Raw genomic sequence first — 22,200 nt, 5'->3', positions numbered from 1 at the left:
ATTTTCCTAGTTATCAAGCTTATAATATGGGTGGATTGTAGCGAATTAAATTTATCTCTTGTTTTTATTTTCATCTTACTTATAGAAAGAAGGTAGACAAATGAAAGTATCATTGAGGGTAATACTAGGAATCTGTTTCTTAATAGGAGCCTTACTATTTTTCTATCGAGGAGAAAATCACTATGCACTGATTTTCCTTTTAGTTGGTGCCCTCTATCTCTACAAGGGCTTGAGCTGAGGGTTAAATCTCGTAATCAACTTTTGTATATCTCGTATCGAATGAATAAGCCTTTTTAGTGACATGAATGTCACTATTTTTTTCTTTTCGAAAGCTATAGACTGATTTTATAGCTAAAAAAAGAAGAGAAGGTATCACTAAAGATGATTGATTATATTTTTTCATTCTTTGTATCAAATAAAAAAGCTCTAGCAATACTCTTTATGATAATTTGCTTGGCTGTTATTTATCCTGGCATGTTTACATTTTTGTATGGTGAAGGCAGGGATTTTGGACGTAGCCTCGTCAACTCAATCTTATCTTAGTAAAGTTTAGCACCTCTTAGGAGGTGTTTTTCTAATGCGTTGAACTATTGAAGGCTAGTATGCTCAGTGTTACAATAATGGCAATGAAAAAGAAAAGGTTTAGAAATCGTTAATGTTTACCAACAATTCCAGAATTATTTTCCTTAATAGGTTTTTGTCGCTGATTATCGAGTACGGCTATGCGATAGCTCTGAGTATTATCTTCTCTAAAATTTCGGTGGACTATGTCTTAGGGCTATGGATTGCCAAATTCTTAGGAGGGATTCTTGCCAATGTGGGACATCAATTTGTAGGAAAAATCACAAATAAAAAATATGTTTTGATTGGTATTGAATTGCTTAAGGCAGTCTGTCTGGCTTTGATCTATCTTGCCATGGGGAGTGTTTTTGTGTTTGCTTTGGTGGTTTTGACTGAAGTGCTGACGACTTACTTTAACAGTTTGTTGTCTTCAGCGGTGCCTGTGCTTGTTAAAAAAGCCAACTTACAAAAATTTAACAGTACCTATACCATGATTGGGTCAGCTTCCTATTTCTTAGCACCTATGATAGTTGGTTTCTGGGGTAGCCTTGATTTAGGAAGCTTATTTTTGGTCTATAGTGTGCTAACTCTACTTGCAACCCTCTTATTGTTTAAACTGGGACCAATCATTTTTGACCGTGAGAATGAATCAGAAGAGGAGGTTTCTTCCAGTCAAGGTATTTCTATTTTTGGAAGGCAGAGTGTCGTCCTTAAGATGGTTATGATGACTATACTCTTACAGTCAGTGGGTGTCTTATATGATGCTTATGAAGTTATCTTCCTGACCAAAGATGTCGGTATTTCTAGTCAGGCCTATTCTTTCTCTCTGTCCTTCTTGGCCATTGCCTTTCTAGCAACGAGTTCAATTCTATCTTTCAAAAGTCTCACTAAATACTCCCCTATGACCGTTTACTTGTTAGGCTCTCTTGTCTATTTGGGTTATGTTGTCGTCTTTCCATTCGTACCTAATCTACCGACTGTTTTGCTTAGCTATATCTTTTTAGCAGTTGGCCAAACGATATCTGGAATCTCGCAAAATGTTTACCTGCAGGAGAAGTTGAATCCTCTACAGCTCAACAATCTTTATTTGAAAATCGAAGTCTTGAATCAGGTTTTGACAGGGATTGTTGTATTTGTTAGTGGTATGCTTATCAAGAGAGGTCTGCAGGTCACTACGATTTATTTAGGATACAGTCTTCCAGTCATTATACTCGTTTTGGGAATAATGCTTATGACTAAACTGTATCAGAAAAATCCAAAGGCATAATTTTTTGCCTAAGATAATGAAAGTCTTCCAAGGTCCTTGAAGTGATCTTGGAAATTTTTTAAAAAATAAATCTACAAATGTAGACAAAACTCTTGACACGTTTCTAAGATAGCGTTAAAATAAATCTACAAACGTAAACGAATAACAAGATTCAGAAAGGAGCTATCATGCTGACAATTTCATCTGCAGAATGGGAAGTCATGCGAGTGCTCTGGGCTAAGGGGCAAGCGACTTCTTCAGAGATTATAGCGATTCTAGCTAAGAAGCTAGACTGGTCGGCTTCGACAGTTAAGACCTTGCTTGGACGTTTAGCGGACAAGGGTTACCTAACCAGTCAGCGTCAAGGACGAGGGTTTATCTATCAAGCTAGCTTGGGTGAAGATGAAGCAAATTTTCAAGCTTTAGAGGCTGTTTTTGACAAGATTTGCTTGACCAAACACAGCGATTTGTTGGGGCAACTTATCGAGAAGACACCCATGACGCAAGCTGATGTGGACAAGTTACAGGCCTTGCTTTTAGCAAAAGAACCTGTGGATCAGGTGGTTTGTGACTGTGTGCCAGGCCAATGTGCCTGTGGGCATCATATGGAGGTGATATAGGAAATGGCAAAAGAAACCTTTGTGGTTAATGGGATGACCTGTGCATCCTGTGTAGCCAACGTTGAAAATGCTGTTAATAAGTTGGATGGTGTGGACAAGGCTGTGGTTAACCTAACCACCGAAAAAATGTCTGTGGACTATGCTGGGGATAAGGTTAGTCCAGCAGTTATTGAAAAAGCTGTGGCTGACGCTGGTTATGAGGCCGAAGTCTACAATCCAGAGACAGCTAAAAGTCAGGAAGAACGTGAAGAAGACAAGATTCACAAGGTGCGTGAGCGTCTCATTTGGTCATCAGTCTTCACCATTCCTCTCTTTTATCTAGCTATGGGGCCAATGGTCGGTCTACCTGTGCCAAACTTCTTGTCTCCTCATCATGCAGCCTTGACTTATGCCTTGGTGCTGCTAGTTTTGACAGTGCCCGTCATGTGGTTGGGCCGTTCCTTCTATAGTAATGGTTTTCGTACCTTGGCCAAGGGCCACCCGAACATGGATGCCTTGGTAGCCTTGGCAACATCGGCAGCCTTTCTTTATAGTCTCTATGGTACTTACCATATTTCATTGGGGCATGTCCATCACGCCCACCAACTTTATTTCGAGTCAGTGGCCGTTATCTTGACCCTGATTACTCTTGGTAAGTACTTTGAAACCCTCTCTAAGGGTCGAACTTCAGAAGCTATTAAGAAACTCATGCACTTGTCAGCCAAGGAAGCAACTGTCCTTCGTGATGGTAAGGAAGTCAAGCTTCCTGTGGATAAGGTTGTTCTTGGTGACCATATTGTGGTCAAACCTGGGGAAAAGATAGCCGTGGATGGTCGAGTGATTTCTGGTAGCTCTGCTATTGATGAGAGTATGCTTACAGGTGAGTCACTCCCTATTGAAAAATCAGCTGGTAAACCAGTTTTTGCAGGTTCTATTAATGGTCAAGGTAGTCTGATTTATGAGGCGGAAAAGATTGGTGAGGACACCTTGCTTTCCCAAATCATCAAATTGGTTGAGGATGCCCAACAAACCAAGGCACCGATTGCCAAGATTGCCGATCAGTTGTCAGCGGTCTTTGTTCCTGTTGTCATGGCTATCGCCCTTGTTTCAGGTCTCTTCTGGTACTTTGTCATGGGACAAACCTTTACCTTCGCTATGACAGTAGCAGTTAGCGTCTTGGTTATTGCTTGTCCATGTGCATTGGGACTTGCGACACCGACGGCTATCATGGTTGGTACAGGGCTTGGTGCAGAACACGGTATTCTCTACAAGCGTGGGGATGTGCTCGAGTTAGCTCACAAGGCTGATGTCCTCGTCTTTGACAAGACAGGAACCATTACTCAGGGCAAACCTCAGCTAGTTTCTAGCTATACTTATGGCAATAGCGGAGCAGCCTTGCAACTTTTGGCATCCTTGGAAGCCAAGTCTGAACACCCTTTGGGTCAAGCTATCCTTGTGGCGGCAGAGAATGCTAACTTGGACTTGTTAGAAATGGATAATTTCTCAAGTTTGACTGGACGAGGACTAACTGCTAGCTATGCAGGAAAAACTTATCTAGCTGGGAATCAAACCCTTATGGCAGAGGAAAAAGTCGACTTGACTTCAGCACAAGCTGATTTCCAAAACTTGACAGCTGATGGTCAGACACCGATTTTCTTGTCTGAAGATGGTAAGTTAATCGGACTCTTTGGTGTAGCTGATCAGGTTAAAGCGGATAGCGCCGATATGGTGGCGGCCCTTCATCAAATGGGCAAGGAAGTGATCATGTTGACTGGTGATAATGACCAAACAGCCCAAGCCATCGCTCAAAAGGTTGGTATCAAGCGTGTTATCAGTCAAGTGCTTCCGCAAGAAAAATCTAGGGTGATTAGCGACCTTCAAGCAGAAGGAAAATCAGTCATCATGGTTGGTGATGGTATCAATGATGCCCCAGCCCTTGCGACTGCTGATATCGGTATTGCCATGGGTTCAGGGACAGATATTGCCATGGAAAGTGCCGATATGGTCCTTATGAAACCAAGCCTCATGGATGTCGTTAAGGCTCTGAAAATTAGTCAGGCGACAATCACAACGATTAAAGAGAACCTCTTTTGGGCCTTTATCTACAATATCTTGTCTATCCCAGTGGCCATGGGTGTCCTCCACCTCTTTGGAGGTCCCCTGCTTGACCCAATGATAGCAGGACTGGCCATGAGCTTTAGCTCTGTCTCAGTTGTCCTCAATGCTCTGCGCCTCAAACGTCGCAAAGTCTAAGTGTCGATTGCTTTTGCCCCCCATCACTTAAGACGTATATCAAAAAACAATTAAAGAAAAGGAAGAAAGAAAAATGACAAAAACATATAATATTACAGGAATGAAATGCCAAGGTTGTGTCAACACCGTTACCGAAAAACTCTCTGCTGTCAAAGGCGTTGAGAATGTTAAAGTTGACCTCGAAAACAAACAAGTCACTATCGAAGGTAAACCATGGAAGTGGTCTCTCAAGCGTGCCCTCAAAGGCACTAAGTTCGAACTTGGTGACGAAATTTAAGACAAGAAAAAACAGCTATCAGGCTGTTTTTTTCTACCCATAATCTTTTTGAAAATCCCTTCCTTTTGTGATATGATTAAAGTAATTATGTTCTCAAAATTGAGACTAGAAAATCAAGAAAAGAAAACGGTATACCTATGTCTAAACAAACCCTTATCCTTCTCTACGGTGGACGTTCAGCAGAACGTGAAGTGTCTGTGCTCTCAGCTGAGAGTGTTATGCGTGCGGTGGATTACAGCGCATTTGAGGTTAAAACCTACTTTATCACTCAGTCTGGTGATTTTATCAAAACACAAGAATTTACAGAAACACCAGGTGATGACGAGAAGCTCATGACTAATGACACAGTTGTGGCTAGTCAGGCTATCAAACCAAGCGATATTTATGAAGAAGGCGCTGTGATATTCCCAGTTCTTCATGGTCCTATGGGTGAGGATGGTTCTATCCAAGGTTTCCTCGAAACCCTCAAATTGCCATATGTGGGTACCAATGTTCTTTCATCAAGTGTGGCTATGGACAAGATTATGACCAAGCATATTCTTGAAGTTGCTGGTGTGCCTCAGGTTGCCTACACAGTCTTCATCGAGGGTGAAGATTTGGAAGCAGCAGTAGCAGAGACGCTTGAAAAATTAACCTTCCCAGTGTTTGTCAAACCTGCTAACATGGGGTCATCTGTTGGGATTTCTAAAGCTGAAAATGAAGCAGAGCTTCGTGCAGCGATTGATCTGGCTCTCAAATATGATAGTCGTATCTTGATTGAGCAAGGTGTGGTTGCCCGAGAAATCGAGGTTGGTATCCTTGGCAATACAAATGTCAAAACGACTGATCCAGGTGAAGTAGTCAAAGATGTGGCTTTCTATGACTATCAAGCCAAGTACATTGACAATAAGATTACCATGGACATCCCAGCTCACGTGCCTGCAGAAGTCATGACGCAAATGCGTTCCTATGCGGCTAAGGCCTTCCGTGCCCTCGGTGGTTGTGGTCTTGCCCGCTGTGATTTCTTCCTGACAGAGGATGGAGCCATCTACCTTAACGAGCTCAACACTATGCCAGGTTTCACTCAATGGTCTATGTATCCACTTCTTTGGGAAAATATGGGACTTTCTTACTCAGACCTTATCAAGGAATTGGTAACCTTGGGACAAGAAATGTTTGATAAACGTGAAAGCCATTTGATTTAAGAAATATGATTTAGAACACAGACATCTTAGTCTCGGAGAAATTTCTGAGACTGAGGTGTTTTTTCTTTACAGAAATCTAGATTTTATTTATATCTTTTCTTTATCACCTCGATAAAAAATACATATTATCCAAATAATCTAACAGGTGGTAGAATAAATCTAACGTTTCAAATGAAATAAAGCAATTCGTTCGTGTTTGATGAAGATTTGCGTATCGCGATGATTATCAGAGGCGAGTGAAGGTCAAAGGGCTAGAAGTAGATGGCAGTCAGCAAGTGTTGACGAAATTTTACACGCCCTTTGTATCTTGTAGAATTGAACATAGGCTAAATTCCTAGAACAAAAGATAGACTTCCTATTGTGCCAGCACACGTCGTCAGTTTCCTATTTGTTTTACGGAATTTTACACGCCTTTTGTATCTTAAATGAGGAGGTAAGTTTTGGACTGGTCCATTGTTCAACAGTATTTGCCCTTTTATCAGAAGGCATTCTTTTTAACTTTACATATTGCCGTTCTGGGGATTCTTGGTTCCTTCCTTTTGGGCTTGGTGGTGAGTGTTATTCGTCATTACCGAGTGCCGATTTTGAGTCAGCTTTCGACGGCTTATATTGAGTTATCTCGTAATACGCCGCTCTTGATTCAGCTTTTCTTTCTCTACTTTGGCTTGCCTCGTATAGGTTTGGTTCTATCGTCAGAGGCTTGTGCTGTGGTAGGTTTGATTTTCTTGGGTGGTTCCTATATGGCGGAGTCCTTCCGAAGTGGCCTAGAGGCTGTTAGTGAGACCCAGCATGAAGTGGGGTTGTCTATTGGTTTGACGCCATTCCAAGTCTTTCGCTATGTGGTCCTTCCTCAGGCAGTGGCTGTGGCGCTTCCGTCATTTAGTGCTAACGTCATCTTCCTTATCAAGGAAACGTCAGTATTCTCAGCGGTAGCCTTGGCGGATTTGATGTATGTGGCCAAGGATTTGATTGGTCTTTACTACGAAACCGATGTAGCTCTAGGTATGTTGGTGGTGGCTTATCTCTTGATGTTGCTGCCGATTTCTCTAGTCTTTAGTTGGATTGAAAGGAGGTTACGCTATGCAGGATTCGGGCTTTCAGGTTCTTCTTCAGGGGAATAATTTCCTACGTATCTTACAAGGTTTAGGCGTAACTATTGGAATTTCCATCGTCTCGGTTCTTCTGTCCCTTTTACTAGGAACACTTTTTGGGATTGTCATGACTTCGAAGTCTAAGATTATTCGTTTCTTGTCACGTATTTATCTGGAATTTATTCGTATCATGCCCCAGTTGGTCTTGCTCTTTATTGTTTATTTTGGTCTGGCTAGGAACTTTAACATCAATATCTCAGGCGAGCTATCGGCTATTATCGTCTTTACCCTTTGGGGAACGGCTGAGATGGGTGATTTGGTGCGTGGGTCAATCACGTCGCTACCTAGACACCAGTTTGAGAGCGGAAGGGCCCTTGGCTTGACCAATGGGCAACTCTATACCTATGTGATTATTCCACAAGTCTTGCGTCGCTTGTTGCCTCAGGCTATTAACCTGGTGACACGGATGATTAAGACGACGTCCTTGGTGGTTTTGATTGGCGTGGTTGAGGTGACCAAGGTTGGTCAGCAGATTATCGACAGTAACCGCCTGACTATTCCAACAGCTTCTTTCTGGATTTATGGCACGATTTTGATTCTTTATTTTGCCATTTGTTACCCAGTATCTAAGCTGTCTACTTATCTTGAAAATCGTTGGAGGAATTAAGATGACAGAAAGCATTTTACAAATCAAGGATTTGAAAAAGTCCTTTGGGGACAATGAGATTCTCAAAGGCATCTCCTTGGATGTTAAACAAGGTGAAGTCGTTGTTATCCTGGGTTCCTCAGGTTGTGGGAAATCGACCTTGCTACGTTGCATCAATGGCTTGGAGACGATTCAAGGAGGCGACATTCTCCTTGATGGCAAGTCTATCACTGGCAGTAAGAAGGATTTCCACTTGATTCGCCAGAAAATCGGAATGGTCTTTCAAAGTTATGACCTCTTTCCACACTTGGACATCCTGCAAAATCTGATTTTGGGGCCGGTCAAAGCTCAAGGGCGTAATAAGGAAGAAGTCATTGCGGAGGCTGAGAAACTTTTGAATCGTGTGGGACTTCTGGACAAGAAGCATAGCTTCGCACGACAACTGTCAGGTGGTCAAAAGCAGCGTGTGGCCATTGTTCGTTCCCTGCTCATGCATCCTGAAGTTATCCTCTTTGACGAGGTGACGGCTTCGCTTGACCCTGAGATGGTTCGTGAGGTTCTGGAATTGATTAACGACCTCGCTCAAGAAGGACGGACCATGTTGATCGTGACCCATGAGCTTCAGTTTGCGCGTGCTATCGCTGACCGTATTATCTTTATGGATAAGGGAGTCATCGCTGAGGAAGGTACTGCTGAAGAATTCTTCAATCATCCAAAGACACAGCGAGCTCAAGAGTTCCTCAATGTCTTTGACTTCAGTAAGTTTGGTGCCTATTTGTAACCCATTGTTTTTAGTGAAAATATAATATTTTAGGAGATATTTATGAAATTAACAAAGAAAATTTTTGCCCTATTAGCCCTCGTCTTTGCCTTGGTGGCAGTGACTGCTTGCTCAAGTAACAGTAGCTCTGGTAAATCAACAGCCAAAGCACGTACCATCGAAGAAATTAAGAAGAGTGGTGAACTCCGTATCGCCGTCTTTGCGGACAAGAAACCTTTCGGTTATGTAGATAACAAGGGTGCTTACCAAGGTTACGATATTGAACTTGGGAACCGTTTGGCCAAAGATTTGGGTGTTAAACCTAAATACGTCTCAGTAGATGCGGCCAACCGTGCAGAATTCTTGATTTCAAATAAGGTAGATATTACCCTTGCCAACTTTACAGTAACTGATGAACGTAAGAAACAAGTGGACTTCGCCCTTCCTTACATGAAAGTCTCAATCGGTGTGGTGTCACCTAAAGACAAGGTCATTAAGGACGTTAAAGAGCTTGAAGGTAAGACTTTGATTGTTACTAAGGGAACAACTGCTGAAACTTACTTTGAAAAGAACTACCCAAATATCAAATTGCAAAAGTATGACCAATATAGCGATGCTTACCAAGCCCTCCTTGATGGTCGTGGCGATGCCTTCTCAACTGATAATACAGAAGTTCTTGCTTGGGCTCTAGAAAATAAAGGTTATGAAGTAGGAATCACATCACTTGGTAACCCAGATACCATTGCCCCAGCCGTTCAAAAAGGTAACAAAGAACTCCTTGACTTTATCAATAAAGACATTAAGAAACTTGGTAAAGAGAATTTCTTCCACAAAGATTATGAAAAAACACTTCGTCCAACTTACGGTGATGCAGCTAAAGCTGATGACCTCGTGGTTGAAGGTGGCGAAGTGAAATAAGACTGACAGCCTTCGTAAGAGGCGAGTCTTGCTTAATAAGAATAAAAACCCACCCCGTGGCTATTTAGCTTAGCTAGAAGCAGGGATGGTTTTTCTTGTTTTAGGGTGATTTTTTTCTCACTTTTTGCTTTTTATGTTTCTCCAACAAATGACAATACATGACAAGAAAAGGGCTCCCATCATTCCCCAAAAAAGAAATGGTTCAATATAATCAAAAAAAGTTTTGCGTTCACCATAGACCGAGGTAGAGCCATCTTTCCAAGTAATGGTTTTGTCCCTATCATCAATCCTTTTGTAGGACTCACCATTATAAGTCAAATAATGATCCTTCCGTACATACATATTCAAATAGTTATGGCCGTTCTTTGTGGGAAGGTCTGAGAACAGACTTTCCTTGGCGTAAACTTCAATGTAGATGGTTCCATCTTTAAGACCTTTAATTTTCTGAGTTCGAGCATTTTTGATAAGGAGTTTTCCATCTTGTATAATTTCCCAATCGTACTTACGACTTTTTCCTCCTTCGTTATAGGAAATAGCAAGCTTGTGATTTTCAGACTGCCATAGCCCGTAGATACTATTTTCACTGATACCATCATAAAAGCATCTAAGATAGATGGTGACTATAGGTACCATGAATAGAAAACAAATCCTCAAAATCTTGACTAAACGGTCTTTGAATTTACCCCAACGTGCTCGCCATCCAGTTTTGTACTTTTGTGTTCTTCGATATTCATTTTGTGAATGATCTTTTCTATCAATTTCCTGTTGATCACTATATTTTTTCTTTATTTGATGCCTCATTTAACCTATTTTTCCTTTTTATATTTTCTTTTGATTTTCCATTCAACGAAAAGGACATATAAAAGCAAGCTTCCAAACATTCCAAATACGATATAAGGTTCCAGACGATCAAACAAGGTTATTCGTTGACCGTAAGGGGATTTTGAACCATCTTTCCAGGTAATGCTCTTGTTTTCATCATCAATCAGTTTGTAAGATTCACCATTATAGGTCAGGTAATTGTCTTTACGAACGTACATATTCAAATAGTTAAGGCCGTTTTTAGCGGGGAGGTCTGAAAGCAGGCGTTCCTCAGCGTAAACTTCAATGTAGAGGGTACCATCCTCGAAGCGTTTAATATCATCGATGCGTGCATTTGCGTGCATTTTTAATGAGGACATTTCCATCTTGAACAATATCCCAATCACGCTTACTTCCTTTGCGCCCTCTTTCGTAGGATATGGCAAGCTGATGATTTTCAGATTTCCACAGACCATAGATACTGTCTTTATAAACATTATGATCAAAGAAAATCATATAGACGATGAAAATCGGTATCGTGAGTAAGAAACATATCATAAACACATTGACTAGACGGTCTGTAAATTTATCCAAGCGTGCTCGCCATCCGGTTTTGCGTTTTTGTTCTTTTCGATATGCTTTTTGTGACTGATACTTTCGATTGAGTTTCTTTCGGTCAGCGTATTTTCTTTTTGATTGGTGTCTCACTTAGTTTTTCTCTCCTCTTTTGCCGAGCCTCTAAAATAACAATAAAGAAGCCCAGTCCCAGAATTCCACGATAGATAGTTTGAACAATTGTAGAGAGCTTGGTTTTCCGTTCACCATAAGGGCTGGTGGAACCATCTTTCCAAGTGATGGACTTGTTTCCAGAATTGATACGCTTGTAGGACTCACCGTCATAGGTAAGATAATTGTTTTTGCGAAGATAGAAATCCATATAGCTGAAGCCGTCCTTGGTGGGTAGGTCTGTCAGGTAGCCTTCCACAGTGTAGAGCTCCATGTGAAGAGTTCCGTCATTAAGCCGTTTGACCGGGCGAGTTCTAGCAGCATAGATAATATACTTACCATCCTGTACGACTTGCCAGTCGATATTTCCTCGTTTCCGAATATGCTTATAGGAAATCGCTAACTTATGATGATCAGACTGCCAGAGACCATATATGTTATCTTCATTGACTGTATAATGATCATAATAATAAAAACCACCATACAGCAGTGCCAGTAGCACTAAGATAATCAATTCAGCTGTTGGCTCTAGTAGGATGAACTTTCTCCAATTAAAACGCCATCCTTTAGGTTCTTCGATACTTTGACAGTCGCTTTTTATGGTTTCCTCTCCCTTAGAGAGGTTGACTAATTTTTTCTTTGTCATGCCTAATCCTTTCATCAACCATTGTAACAAATTCATCTCCCAAGCAAAAGCTAGCCTGATTTGTGATATAATTGGGAGTGATTGTAGACAAGGAAATCTTATTTCTTGCCAGACTTGTAAAAATAAAACAGAGGATTTTAAGATGAAACTGACACTCCATGAAATTGCCAAGGTTGTTGGCGCTAAAAATGATGTCACAGCCTATGAAGATGTTGCCATTAACCAGATTGAGTTTGATAGCCGTAAGATTACAGCGGGTGACCTCTTTTTACCACTAAAAGGTGCGCGTGATGGGCATGATTTTATCCAAACAGCCTTTGACAATGGTGCCCTAGCGACATTCACAGAAAAAGAATTACCAGCTGATCAAGTCCACATCCTAGTTGATGACGCTCTTGAAGCCTTTCAAAAACTAGCTGCCTACTATCTTGAAAAGACTGAGGTTGATGTTATTGCTGTGACTGGTTCTAATGGTAAGACAACAACCAAGGACATGATTCATGATATCTTGGCAACAACCTATCGTACTTACAAAACCCAAGGCAATTACAACAATGAGATTGGTCTTCCTTATACAGCCCTCCACATGCCTGATGATACTGAGAAAATCGTCCTTGAGATGGGGCAAGACCACATGGGAGACATTCACCTCTTGTCAACCCTGGCTAAGCCAAAAACAGCCGTTGTTACCTTAATCGGAGAGGCTCATTTGGAATTCTTCGGTAGCCGTGACAAGATTGCCCAAGGTAAAATGCAAATGCAAGACGGTATGCCTGATGGTAGCCTCTTGCTTGTGCCAAGTGATCCTATCGTAGATCCTTTCTTGCCAAGCAATCTTGAAGTGGTACGCTTTGGGGATGGTGCGGAGCTTACAGTCTCTGAGTTGACAGAATTCAAGGACCATCTCACCTTTTCAACAAACTTCCTAGACGGACAAGTTACCTTGCCAGTCACTGGAAAATACAATGCCACAAATGCCATGGTTGCTGCCTATGTGGCTAAACACTTGGGTGTAACTGAGGAAAATATCCTCTCAGCTCTTGCCAACTTGCAGCTTACAAAAAACCGTACCGAATGGAAAAAAGCAGCCAACGGTGCCGATATCCTTTCAGACGTTTACAATGCCAATCCAACAGCCATGAAGCTCATTTTGGAGACCTTCTCAGCCATTCCTAAGAATGAAGGAGGCAAGAAGATCGCTGTCCTAGCTGATATGAAAGAACTCGGTGAACAGTCTGTTCAACTTCACACACAGATGATTCTCAGCCTGACACCAGATGCTATTGATACGGTGATTTTCTACGGTGAAGACATTGCAGAATTGTCACAACTTGCTAGTCAAATGTTCCCACTTGGTCATGTTTATTATTTCAAGAAAACAGCTAACGAAGACCAATTTGACGCTATGGTCAAGCAAATCAAAGAAAGCCTGGGCGAGCACGATCAAATCTTGCTCAAAGGCTCTAACTCTATGAACCTAGCCAAGGTTGTAGAAGAACTCCAAGCTAAGAATTAAGTTCTCTAACCTGCTCTCCAAGCAGGTTTTTGCTTTACCCTGAAATTTGATATAATAGCAGGCATAGTAATTTCAGCAGGAGAAGAGAATGAAGGAATTTTTGACAACCACCCAAACTCATCCACCCCAGATACCTTTGCCCTATTATTTGCTTATGCTTTTGGCAATGGTACTTCTGAGTTACTTGAGTTGGCGTTGGTATAAGAATAAGATATGGCGTTGGACCTTTCTCATTATCCAAGCCATTCAACTCTTTGCCCTATACACTTGGTACCTCTGGCAGGGCTTCCCACTTTATATTAGTCTGCCCCTGTACCATTGTCGTATGGCCATGTTTACTGTTCTCCTCTTGAAAAATAGCAGGATAAAGAGCTATTTCGCTATTATGGGAGTTGTTGGGACCTACTGTGCATTGATTTATCCAGTATTTGATCCCTATGAGTTTCCTCATATCACAGGCTTTTCTTTCCTAATTGGCCACTATGCCCTACTGGTCAATAGCCTGAATGTAATTTTTAATAGTTATAAAACTCATCCCATCAGCCAGCGGCTGATTGTCGTGGCCACCTTATTACTGAATTTAGCTTTGGTAATCGTTAATCAGACTATCGGTGGAAACTATGGCATGCTTAAACACACGCCATTTATTATGGGAACTCCCTTATTTGTCAAATACCTTGCTGTTTCAGGAGCTCTGATTATTCTCATGATAATCATGAAAAAAGGTCTGGAGCATTTTGAAGACAAATATTAAATAAATGAAGAAACACGCTATCAGAAAGTTGATAGCGTGTTTTTTCATTTATTTGTTTTATTCTAACACAAAACGCTTTCAGAATTGCTTTCACACTGTAATTTGGATATAATAAAGGAGCTGTGCCTGCGAGAATTATCGCAAGCCTCGACAACAAATGTAGCTTTCAAAAGACAGAAATTTTCTGAAAGAAGTGCTACAACGATCTTGCTTTTCGTTCTGGTAAAAAACCTATTGCTATTAGTAGCTCTGGGACATGGAGTTTCTGAGATTTACAAAGAAGCTGCTGACATCCATACCACTAAGGAAAAGTAACAAAAAGATTATTTTCAAAGAAGAAAGAAAACTATGAGTATCCAAGACGAAATCAAAAAACGCCGTACTTTTGCCATCATCTCTCACCCCGATGCTGGTAAAACAACAATCACTGAACAATTGCTTTACTTTGGGGGTGAAATCCGTGAAGCTGGTACTGTAAAAGGTAAGAAAACTGGAAACTTTGCTAAATCAGACTGGATGGATATTGAGAAACAACGTGGTATCTCAGTAACCTCATCTGTGATGCAGTTTGACTATGCCGGCAAACGTGTCAATATCCTAGATACCCCAGGGCACGAGGACTTCTCAGAAGATACCTACCGTACCCTTATGGCGGTTGACGCTGCCGTCATGGTCGTTGACTCAGCCAAAGGTATTGAGGCCCAAACCAAAAAACTTTTCGAAGTTGTCAAACACCGTGGGATTCCTGTCTTCACCTTCATGAATAAATTGGACCGTGATGGACGTGAGCCACTTGACCTCTTGGAAGAGTTGGAAGAAGTGCTTGGTATTGCTAGCTACCCAATGAACTGGCCTATCGGTATGGGTAAAGCCTTCGAAGGACTTTATGACCTCTATAATGAACGCTTGGAGCTCTATAAAGGTGACGAGCGCTTTGCCAAGATTGAAGATGGTGATACTCTTTTTGCCAACAACCCATTCTATGAGCAAGCTAAAGAAGATATTGAACTCTTGACAGAAGCGGGTAATGAATTCTCTGAGGAAGCGATTTTAGCTGGTGAACTGACACCGGTCTTCTTCGGTTCTGCCCTTACTAACTTTGGGGTTCAAACCTTCCTCGATACCTTCCTTAAATTTGCGCCAGAACCACATGGCCACAAGACAGTTGATGGTGATGAGATTGATCCTCTTAACAAGGATTTCTCTGGTTTTGTTTTCAAAATCCAAGCCAACATGGACCCACGTCACCGTGACCGTATTGCCTTTGTTCGTATCGTGTCTGGTGAATTCGAGCGTGGTATGAGTGTTAACCTAACCCGTACTGGTAAAGGAGCTAAGCTCTCTAACGTCACTCAGTTCATGGCCGAATCTCGTGAAAATGTCGAAAATGCCGTGGCTGGAGATATTATCGGGGTTTACGATACAGGAACTTACCAGGTTGGTGATACCCTTACTGTAGGTAAAAACAAATTTGAATTTGAGCCACTACCAACCTTTACGCCAGAGTTGTTCATGAAAGTTTCTGCTAAAAACGTCATGAAACAGAAGTCCTTCCACAAAGGAATTGAACAATTGGTGCAAGAAGGAGCTATCCAGCTCTACACCAACTACCAAACAGGCGAATATATGCTTGGTGCCGTTGGTCAACTTCAGTTTGAAGTCTTCAAACATCGTATGGAAAATGAATACAATGCTGAAGTTGTTATGACACCAATGGGTAAAAAGACTGTGCGTTGGATCCAACCTGAGGACCTTGATGAACGCATGTCATCAAGCCGAAATATCTTGGCTAAAGACCGCTTTGACCAACCAGTATTTCTCTTTGAAAATGACTTTGCCCTCCGTTGGTTTGCGGATAAATATCCAGATGTAACATTGGAAGAGAAGATGTAATACGGCACAAAAGATGACGATTTTAAATCGTTCATCTTTTGACGCTAGCCACTATCTTGTGGCTAGCTAGCCGTCTCACTAACTACGTCAGCCGAATAATATCGATTCGTCTGATTTCGTGTCGTAATATGTTATGAAAACAAGAAAAACCATAGGACTGTCAATTAAGACTGTCCTATGGTTTCTTTTATTTTTCCGTATTTAGTAACCTGCCTAGGAATCGTTGTAGGGCGAAGAAAACGATGAGGCTGGCCAATGTTTCTCCAAGGAAGGATGAGCTATTGACAATAAATGAATAGAGATAAGGGCTTTGTCCTTTAGGGGCATAGCTTCCCCAAAAGATGACACCGGCTATAAAGTGAATGAGGTAACGAGCGAAGCTACCAAGAAGAATCCCCTCAGTAATCACCATCAGAGACTTGACTTTATTGCCTTGTTTAATGGCTTTATCAAGGGCTGGTTTGACCACACCACTGATACCAATCAGACTAAAGGCGACAAAGTACTCCAGAAACCCTTGTGTCAAGGTCAGCCAACCACCGGCTGCCTGTCCTGTCACCACTTGAAGTAGCCCCCAGATAAGACCGCCCATAGCACCAGCTTTTAAGCCCCAGCGAAAACTGAGGAGAAAGATAGGTACCATCTTAAAGGAAAGGGAAATCCAAGGGCCTAGTGACATGGGCTGAGTAACTAAGTCCAGAATATAAGCAATGGTTGCAAAAAGGGCAACCTCAATCATTGGTCGAATATTTGTTTTCGACATAAAAAAACCTCCTATACCAATCGTCTTGATTGGCTGTTTTTTGCCACATCAAAACGACGTCATAGAAGTTCCTCTATTTCAATCTATTTTGAGACACATCCCTACGCAGGTCCTAACCTGATCAGGTGGTAAGAGTTTAGGCAGGTCTTGAAGAAAAAATCAAGCTAGCCATTCTCAGCAATTGCTCCTCTTGTGACTCTTTAATTGTACTACTAGAAACCCATTTCTGCAAGTGTCTGAAATCCTAAAATTGTGGTATAGTTAAAGCAAGGATTATCTTTACAATAAAAAAGGAGAAACAACTATGGGACTTTTTTCAGGACTGCTTGGCAACGCATCTAAAAAAGATAATGATAAGGTTGAGCGCCAATTGGAGGGCATCTTAATTCCAGGTGAACAGGTGGAGTTAGCCTATGTCCTTGTTCGTGACTTGATTGTCTTTACAGAGAAGCGCTTGATTTTAGTCGATAAGCAAGGTGTTACAGGGAAGAAGACTTCCTACAAGTCTATCCCTTATCACTCGATTTCTCGTTTTACTGTAGAAAGTTCAGGGCACTTTGACCTAGATGCTGAACTTAAGATTTGGATTTCATCAGCATTGGAGCCCGCAGAGGTCCTTCAATTTAAGAGTGATAATAACGTCTTTGAAATTCAACAAGCTTTGGCAGCAGCAGTGCTAAAGTAATGAGGAAGAAAAATGTTTATTGAAAAAGAACTGGGTTATAAGCGTCACTGGATTAATATTGACTCAGATATTATTTCTGAGCAATCCTACCTTTATACCAAGTATGATATTGACCAGGAAACCATAGAGTATGCCTTGGATAAAAATGAACGAGCTCACATGGACTACAACCGTGAGAATGGAACAATTACCTTTATTTATAATGTTCTGGCTCTTGAGAAGGACAAGGAATACTATGAAACCATTCCTCTGACCTTTATTGTACAAGATACGCGTTTGGTGACCATTAGTAACGAGGATAATGCTTATGTGATCAGCAAAATGCAAGACTATGTGGATAACCATGAGGATTTGTCCATTTATAAATTGCTCTTTGCAGGCCTTGAGATGATTTCAAATGCCTACTATCCCGTCATTGAACGTTTGGATCAGCAAAAAGATGAGGTTAGTCGACGTCTAAGGCAGACTACGACAAGTAAGAATCTTTACGACCTTTCAGATTTGGAAACAGGCATGGTCTATTTGGTGGCTGCCGCTACACAAAACCGCCTCCTTTTGGAGCACATCAAGGGGCACGCCATTTATCGTCGTCTCAACGAGGTTGAAAAAGAACAGTTTGATGATGCCATGATTGAAGCTAGACAGTTAGTAGCCATGACGGACCTCATTTCTAAGGTCTTACAGCATTTATCAGGTTCTTATAATAATATCCTAAACAACAACCTGAACAACAACTTGAGTAATTTGACTATTATTGAGGTACTCTTGGGAGTGCTCGCTGTCATTACCGGTTTCTTTGGGATGAATGTTCCTTTACCGTTTATGACTGTCAGTCCAGCCTGGATTTTCATCATTATCGGTAGTGTAATTCTTTGTTTGGTCTTGGCCCGCTACCTGCGTTGGTTGGTCCATAAATAATAATTAGTGAGTGAAACCGTCTTCTCAAATTGAAGGCGGTTTTAAAACGTTATTTTCTGTCTTTTTATTTCTAAATATGATAGACTAGATGAGTTGTTAAAATAAACGACTATTAAATACAGGTAGTTAATCTACTACACAACCAAGTCTCATAAGGTGGCTTCGCACCGCCTTCAAATAGAAAGAAGAATACTTTGAAATTTACAGATTTAAACCTATCAGAAGACATCCAATCAGCTGTTGTAGCTGCCGGTTTTGAAAAACCATCACCTATCCAAGAGTTGACAATTCCACTCGCTCTTGAAGGTAAGGATGTTATCGGTCAGGCCCAAACTGGTACTGGTAAAACAGCTGCCTTTGGTTTGCCGACCCTAGATAAAATTCGTACAGAAGAAAATACAATCCAAGCTCTTGTTATTGCCCCAACACGTGAGTTGGCAGTGCAATCTCAAGAAGAGCTTTTCCGTTTTGGTCGTGACAAAGGCGTTAAAGTTCGCTCAGTCTACGGTGGTTCTAGCATTGAAAAACAAATCAAGGCCCTCCGTTCAGGTGCCCACATCGTTGTAGGGACACCAGGTCGTCTCCTTGACCTTATCAAACGTAAGGCTCTTAAACTCAATAACATCGAGACTTTGATTTTGGATGAAGCGGATGAAATGCTTAACATGGGCTTCCTTGAAGACATTGAAGCTATCATTAGCCGAGTACCAGAAGAACGTCAAACCCTTCTTTTCTCAGCAACTATGCCTGATGCCATCAAACGTATTGGTGTGCAGTTCATGAAAGATCCTGAGCATGTGAAAATCAAGGCTAAAGAATTGACCAATGTTAACGTTGACCAATACTTTATCCGAGTGAAGGAACAAGAGAAGTTTGATACCATGACTCGCCTTATGGACGTTGACCAACCAGAATTGTCAATCGTCTTTGGACGTACCAAACGTCGTGTGGATGAGTTGACACGTGGTTTGAAACTTCGTGGTTTCCGTGCAGAGGGTATCCACGGTGACCTTGATCAAAATAAGCGTCTTCGTGTTATCCGTGACTTCAAGAATGACCAAATCGATATCTTGGTTGCGACAGACGTTGCGGCGCGTGGTCTTGATATTTCAGGTGTCACTCACGTCTACAACTATGATATTCCACAAGATCCAGAAAGCTACGTTCACCGTATTGGACGTACAGGACGTGCAGGCCAATCAGGTCAATCTATTACTTTCGTAGCTCCAAACGAAATGGGTTACTTGGGAATCATCGAAAACTTGACCAAGAAACGCATGAAAGGCCTTAAGCCACCAACAGCTCAAGAAGCCTTCCAAGCTAAGAAGAAAGTTGCCCTTAAGAAGATCGAACGCGACTTTGCGGATGAAGCTATCCGTTCTAACTTTGACAAGTTCAAGGGTGATGCGGTTAAATTGGCTCAAGAATTCACTCCTGAAGAATTGGCACTTTACATCTTGAGCTTGACCGTTCAAGACCCAGAGACAATGCCAGAAGTGGAAATTGCACGTGAAAAACCATTGCCATTCAAACCATCAGGTGGTGGCTTTGGTGGTAAAGGCGGCAAAGGTGGCCGTGGCAACCGTGGTCGCGATAACAACCGTCGTGGTGGATACCGTGGCGACCGTAACCGCGATGACCGAGACGGTGGCCGTCGTGACTTCAAACGCAAGTCTAAGAAGAATAGCCGTGACTTCGAAAACCGTGGCAACAAACGCCCACACCGTACCTCAAGTGAAAAGAAAAACGGCTTTGTTATCCGTAACAAGGGTGATAAATAAACAATAAAAACGCTCTATGAAAATAGAGCGTTTTCCTATATCAAAAAGCACACGGTTATTTTTCCGTGTGTTCTTTGATATAGGCTAGTTTTTTCTCTCGGCTTTTTCTCTTAAAGAGTGCTTCGGCGCTCATGGCCTCTGGTTTACTGGCGAAGGCTTCTGAGTAGAGGAGTTTAACTGGTAGGCGGGCTCTGGTATACTTGGCGCCTTTGCCTGCGTTATGGGTTTTGAGGCGGCGTTCGACGTCTGTGGTATAGCCTGTATAGAGGGTGCCATCGGCACACTCAACCACATACATGTAGGCCTTGCTATCCTTTTCTATCATCGTCTAGGACTTACCCTCAGTCTTTTTTCCAAAGTAAATCTCAAAGATTTCGTCGGTATAGTCGCCATTTTCCTTATGCACAAAGAGAGGCGGAAGGATTTTCAAGCCATCTGTTGAGCCGTCTTTAATGGCTTCAATCAGGAGCATATTTGCCTCACGTCCCATCTTAGGATAAATAAACTGGATGCGTTTAGGCGCTAGATTATACTGGCGCATGGTGTCGATGATATCCAAAAAGCGGTCGGGACGATGCACCATGGCAATACGTCCGTTAGATTTGAGGGCATGACGAGCGACCTGGCAAATTTCCTCTAGATTAGTCGTGATTTCGTGACGGGCCAAGAGGTAGTGCTCTGACAAATTCTTCTTGGATGTTTCTGTCGCCTTAAAGTAGGGAGGGTTACAGAGAATAAGGTCCACTTGAGATCGTGGGGCATGGTCAAGCAAATTTTTTAGGTCGTCATTGACAACGGTCACCTGGTCCTCTAGCTGGTTGAGAGTGACGGAACGCTTTGCCATGTCAGCCAGACGTTCTTGTAGCTCAACCAAGGTAATTGGTGCCTCGGTGCGTGTACTAGCAAAGAGGCCAACGGCACCATTTCCCGAACAGAGGTCGACGATTAACCCCTTCTTGGGAATTTTTGGAAATCGAGAGAGGAGGACACTGTCGATAGAATAGCTGAAGACCTCCTTATTTTGTATGATTTTTACATCTGTGGAGAAGAGTTGGTCAATGCGTTCTCCATCTTTTAAAATTGGATTTGTCATAGCTTTTATTGTAACAAAAAACAGCTCCCAAAGGAACTGTTGTGAGTGATTACTCTAGGACACCAAAGGTGTAGCCTTGGTCTTTGAAGTATTCGATGATTTGTGGAAGGGTCTGAACTGTGAGCTCCTTACCAGCAGTGTCGTGCATAAGGACAACCTTAACATGACTCTCAGGGAAATATTTTTGTGAACCATCCAAGTAGGCCATCATGGTTTCAGATGTTGTTGGGCGAACAGAGGCTGGTTCTGCATCACCACAAAGCATATTCCAGTCAATCCACTGGACACCTTCCTTGGCGAGAGCTTGGTCAGTACTTTCTAGACCTTGCCATGACATATGACCACCAGGATAACGGAAGATTCTTGTCTTGAAGTCTTTACCTAGGATGGCTTGGAAATTAGCCATGGTTTGGTTAACCTCAGAAACAATCTGACTTTGATTAGGAACACGTCCTGGATAAAGGAGATTAAAGTTATGGCTGAGGCTATGGTTGGCAATCGCATGTCCTTCTGTAATTTGGCGTTTGAGGATGTCCGCATTTTCTTGTGTAATGGTGTAACCAATGTGGAAGAATGTGGCGTGAACACCGTATTCTTTCAAAATACTCATAACTTGTGGGGTCAGTGTTGGATCAATCCCATCGTCAAATGTTAAAAAGACTACCTTGTCGTCGATATCCTGAGACTGGCCTCGAATAGTGTTATTCACAGCAGTAACATCGTAAGCATAGTCAGAAGCTGCAATGCTGTGGTTACTACCTTTCTTGAGTTGTGTTTCATCATCTTCTTTAGCTTTTTCTGAAGATGAGCTTGTGCTATTAGCGACTTGTTCAGTCTTTTCAGCCTTGGCTACTTGTTCAGATTTCGTGTTATGGCGTTGGAATAGGACAAAGCCTAGGATAGCCAGAACAACCAAGTTTGCAATAATGAGGCAAAGATTAAGTGCCTTTCGATTTTTCCCTATAATCTCAATACTTTTTTTCATAGTTACATTATAGCTCAAACTATTAGAAAGTGCCACACCATTTTCAAGACTTTTACAAAGAAATTCGGTGAAAAAAGAGCTCCTTTTTTGGTATAATAGTAAAA

The 22,200-nt window shown here is 41.8% G+C and carries 21 protein-coding genes, 1 pseudogene and 1 riboswitch; of the genes and pseudogenes, 15 read left to right on the top strand and 7 right to left on the bottom strand.

All coding sequences use genetic code 11. The features are described from left to right. Positions 1-697: 697 nt before the first annotated feature. The 9 genes from HMPREF1519_RS08570 (at position 698) to HMPREF1519_RS08530 (ending at position 9,535) form a co-directional block, all read left to right on the top strand. The gene (locus HMPREF1519_RS08570) at positions 698-1,828 is read left to right on the top strand and encodes an MFS transporter (protein WP_223896446.1); all 1,131 of its coding nucleotides are present in this window, start codon (positions 698-700) and stop codon (positions 1,826-1,828) included. 167 nt (positions 1,829-1,995) lie between these two features. Further along, positions 1,996-2,427: a CopY/TcrY family copper transport repressor gene (locus tag HMPREF1519_RS08565; RefSeq protein ID WP_004183215.1), complete on the top strand. Its 432-nt coding sequence runs from the start codon at positions 1,996-1,998 to the stop codon at positions 2,425-2,427. A gap of 3 nt (positions 2,428-2,430) precedes the next feature. Next, entirely contained in the window at positions 2,431-4,659 is a 2,229-nt protein-coding gene (locus HMPREF1519_RS08560) for a heavy metal translocating P-type ATPase (RefSeq protein ID WP_022496118.1), read from the top strand. Between the two features lie 73 nt (positions 4,660-4,732). Then, a complete protein-coding gene (copZ, locus tag HMPREF1519_RS08555; protein ID WP_004183213.1) occupies positions 4,733-4,936 on the top strand; it encodes a copper chaperone CopZ in 204 nt (67 codons plus the stop codon). A gap of 137 nt (positions 4,937-5,073) precedes the next feature. Continuing rightward, entirely contained in the window at positions 5,074-6,120 is a 1,047-nt protein-coding gene (locus tag HMPREF1519_RS08550) for a D-alanine--D-alanine ligase (RefSeq protein WP_022496119.1), read from the top strand. 440 nt (positions 6,121-6,560) lie between these two features. After that, entirely contained in the window at positions 6,561-7,241 is a 681-nt protein-coding gene (locus tag HMPREF1519_RS08545) for an amino acid ABC transporter permease (protein WP_022496120.1), read from the top strand. Further along, positions 7,201-7,878 (top strand): amino acid ABC transporter permease, encoded by a 678-nt coding sequence (locus HMPREF1519_RS08540; RefSeq protein WP_022496121.1) that lies wholly within the window; start codon positions 7,201-7,203, stop codon positions 7,876-7,878. The genes HMPREF1519_RS08545 and HMPREF1519_RS08540 overlap by 41 nt, the downstream gene beginning before the upstream one ends. Position 7,879: 1 nt before the next feature. Further along, entirely contained in the window at positions 7,880-8,638 is a 759-nt protein-coding gene (locus HMPREF1519_RS08535) for an amino acid ABC transporter ATP-binding protein (protein WP_022496122.1), read from the top strand. Between the two features lie 42 nt (positions 8,639-8,680). After that, complete coding sequence (locus HMPREF1519_RS08530; protein WP_002884332.1) at positions 8,681-9,535, top strand: cysteine ABC transporter substrate-binding protein; 855 nt, start codon at positions 8,681-8,683, stop codon at positions 9,533-9,535. A gap of 117 nt (positions 9,536-9,652) precedes the next feature. Here the strand turns inward: HMPREF1519_RS08530 and HMPREF1519_RS08525 are convergent, their stop codons facing one another. From HMPREF1519_RS08525 to HMPREF1519_RS08515, 3 genes and pseudogenes are all read right to left on the bottom strand, one after another. Then, positions 9,653-10,168: a hypothetical protein gene (locus HMPREF1519_RS08525; protein WP_371212473.1), complete on the bottom strand. Its 516-nt coding sequence runs from the start codon at positions 10,166-10,168 to the stop codon at positions 9,653-9,655. Between the two features lie 173 nt (positions 10,169-10,341). Next, positions 10,342-11,044: pseudogene (locus HMPREF1519_RS08520) on the bottom strand (hypothetical protein). Beyond that, on the bottom strand, positions 11,013-11,708 hold the full coding sequence (locus HMPREF1519_RS08515; RefSeq protein ID WP_014634908.1) for a hypothetical protein: 696 nt from the start codon (positions 11,706-11,708) through the stop codon (positions 11,013-11,015). Before HMPREF1519_RS08515 ends, HMPREF1519_RS08520 begins: the two are co-directional and overlap by 32 nt. A 142-nt stretch (positions 11,709-11,850) precedes the next feature. Here HMPREF1519_RS08515 and HMPREF1519_RS08510 point away from each other — a divergent pair, with 142 nt between their 5' ends. The 3 genes from HMPREF1519_RS08510 to HMPREF1519_RS08500 all read left to right on the top strand — a co-directional run bounded on the left by HMPREF1519_RS08510 (position 11,851) and on the right by HMPREF1519_RS08500 (position 15,871). Further along, entirely contained in the window at positions 11,851-13,224 is a 1,374-nt protein-coding gene (locus tag HMPREF1519_RS08510; RefSeq protein WP_022496127.1) for a UDP-N-acetylmuramoyl-tripeptide--D-alanyl-D-alanine ligase, read from the top strand. A gap of 88 nt (positions 13,225-13,312) precedes the next feature. After that, positions 13,313-13,978 carry a YwaF family protein gene (locus HMPREF1519_RS08505; protein WP_014634906.1) on the top strand — a complete coding sequence of 222 codons (666 nt, stop codon included), beginning with the start codon at positions 13,313-13,315 and terminating at the stop codon, positions 13,976-13,978. 348 nt (positions 13,979-14,326) lie between these two features. Next, positions 14,327-15,871: a peptide chain release factor 3 gene (locus HMPREF1519_RS08500; RefSeq protein WP_002884210.1), complete on the top strand. Its 1,545-nt coding sequence runs from the start codon at positions 14,327-14,329 to the stop codon at positions 15,869-15,871. A gap of 187 nt (positions 15,872-16,058) precedes the next feature. On the opposite strand, the gene thiT is transcribed toward HMPREF1519_RS08500, so the two are convergent. Beyond that, complete coding sequence (gene thiT / locus HMPREF1519_RS08495) at positions 16,059-16,634, bottom strand: energy-coupled thiamine transporter ThiT (RefSeq protein WP_002884661.1); 576 nt, start codon at positions 16,632-16,634, stop codon at positions 16,059-16,061. An 81-nt stretch (positions 16,635-16,715) separates the two neighbouring features. Further along, positions 16,716-16,835, bottom strand: a riboswitch (TPP riboswitch). A 103-nt stretch (positions 16,836-16,938) separates the two neighbouring features. Here thiT and HMPREF1519_RS08490 point away from each other — a divergent pair. The 3 genes from HMPREF1519_RS08490 (at position 16,939) to HMPREF1519_RS08480 (ending at position 20,018) form a co-directional block, all read left to right on the top strand. Then, complete coding sequence (locus HMPREF1519_RS08490; protein WP_013991039.1) at positions 16,939-17,319, top strand: PH domain-containing protein; 381 nt, start codon at positions 16,939-16,941, stop codon at positions 17,317-17,319. Between the two features lie 12 nt (positions 17,320-17,331). Further along, positions 17,332-18,237, top strand: a complete 906-nt coding sequence (locus HMPREF1519_RS08485) for a magnesium transporter CorA family protein (protein ID WP_022496128.1) — start codon at positions 17,332-17,334, stop codon at positions 18,235-18,237. 194 nt (positions 18,238-18,431) lie between these two features. Further along, the gene (locus tag HMPREF1519_RS08480; RefSeq protein ID WP_004183188.1) at positions 18,432-20,018 is read left to right on the top strand and encodes a DEAD/DEAH box helicase; all 1,587 of its coding nucleotides are present in this window, start codon (positions 18,432-18,434) and stop codon (positions 20,016-20,018) included. Positions 20,019-20,073: 55 nt separating this feature from the next. Here HMPREF1519_RS08480 and HMPREF1519_RS08475 read toward each other — a convergent pair whose 3' ends face one another. The 3 genes from HMPREF1519_RS08475 to HMPREF1519_RS08465 are packed head-to-tail and all read right to left on the bottom strand — an operon-like array spanning position 20,074 to position 22,096. After that, positions 20,074-20,343 (bottom strand): GIY-YIG nuclease family protein, encoded by a 270-nt coding sequence (locus tag HMPREF1519_RS08475; RefSeq protein ID WP_022496129.1) that lies wholly within the window; start codon positions 20,341-20,343, stop codon positions 20,074-20,076. 3 nt (positions 20,344-20,346) lie between these two features. After that, positions 20,347-21,111 carry a tRNA1(Val) (adenine(37)-N6)-methyltransferase gene (locus HMPREF1519_RS08470; RefSeq protein WP_022496130.1) on the bottom strand — a complete coding sequence of 255 codons (765 nt, stop codon included), beginning with the start codon at positions 21,109-21,111 and terminating at the stop codon, positions 20,347-20,349. Positions 21,112-21,160: 49 nt separating this feature from the next. Further along, the gene (locus tag HMPREF1519_RS08465) at positions 21,161-22,096 is read right to left on the bottom strand and encodes a polysaccharide deacetylase family protein (RefSeq protein ID WP_022496131.1); all 936 of its coding nucleotides are present in this window, start codon (positions 22,094-22,096) and stop codon (positions 21,161-21,163) included. Positions 22,097-22,200: the final 104 nt, after the last annotated feature.

It is taken from the genome of Streptococcus sp. SR4 (assembly GCF_000517725.1).
Taxonomy (GTDB): Bacteria; Bacillota; Bacilli; order Lactobacillales; family Streptococcaceae; genus Streptococcus; species Streptococcus salivarius_F.
Note: the sequence above shows the minus strand (reverse complement) of the source record. Positions and strands in the feature narration are given on the sequence as shown.